At 66.1% G+C, this 425-nt stretch carries 1 protein-coding gene; it reads left to right on the top strand.

Annotated elements, in window-relative coordinates; translation table 11 throughout:
• Positions 1-425, top strand: a 425-nt coding sequence (locus BFP99_RS01740) for an AMP-binding protein (protein ID WP_141690741.1), incomplete at both ends; no start/stop codon positions are given.

The raw sequence follows: 425 nt of genomic DNA, 5'->3' as shown, positions 1-425 counted from the left end.
ACCCACTGGACCTGCGTGGACGAAGGCCGCGATGCGGTACCAATTGGCCGCCCGATCGCCAACCTCGGCTGCTATATCCTCGACAGCCACTTTGAACCCGTACCGGTCGGCGTGCTCGGCGAGTTGCACCTCGGCGGCATCGGCCTGGCCCGGGGTTACCACCGCCGCCCGGCACTCACTGCCGAACGTTTTGTCGCCCACCCGTTCATCCAGGGCGAGCGCCTGTACCGTACCGGCGACCTGGCACGCTACCGCACAGACGGCGTGATCGAATACGCCGGGCGTATCGACCATCAAGTCAAGCTGCGCGGCCTGCGCATCGAACTGGGGGAAATCGAAGCGCGCCTGCTGGAGCACGCGTGGGTCCGTGAGGCTGCCGTGTTGGCGGTCGACGGTAAATACCTGGTGGGCTACCTGGTGCTGCA

Source organism: Pseudomonas sp. 1 R 17 (assembly GCF_900067035.1).
Taxonomy (GTDB): Bacteria; Pseudomonadota; Gammaproteobacteria; order Pseudomonadales; family Pseudomonadaceae; genus Aquipseudomonas; species Aquipseudomonas marginalis.
This window is presented reverse-complemented; position numbering and strand designations above follow the sequence as displayed.